The organism is Halomonas sp. SIMBA_159 (genome assembly GCF_046536035.1).
Taxonomy (GTDB): domain Bacteria; phylum Pseudomonadota; class Gammaproteobacteria; order Pseudomonadales; family Halomonadaceae; genus Vreelandella; species Vreelandella venusta_A.
Genome location: NZ_JAWJBT010001424.1, coordinates 1 through 242, shown reverse-complemented (window position 1 = coordinate 242; position 242 = coordinate 1). Strand labels below are relative to the sequence as shown.

Below are 242 nucleotides of genomic sequence, written 5' to 3'. Positions count from 1 at the left end.
GGTTCTAACAAATACCTTAAGTTACAGAGAAGAATTGCTTTGTTACATGAAAAAGTAGCCAATAAGCGTAAGGATTACCACTTCAAACTGGCTCACCAACTTGGCTCGCAAGCTGGAATGATATTTGTGGAAGATATCAATTTCACCGCTTGGAGTAAAGGGATGTTCAGCAAGCAGTCCTTAGATATGGGATTGGGTCGGTTCTTCAGTGTTTTAGAGTATGTTTGCTCTCAAACCGATAC

General features: G+C 40.5%; 1 protein-coding gene. It reads left to right on the top strand.

What is annotated here, in order from left to right:
* Positions 1-39 precede the first annotated feature (39 nt).
* Positions 40-242 (top strand): hypothetical protein (locus tag R0J87_RS23940; protein ID WP_498889529.1); only part of this gene is annotated, 203 nt, incomplete at its 3' end.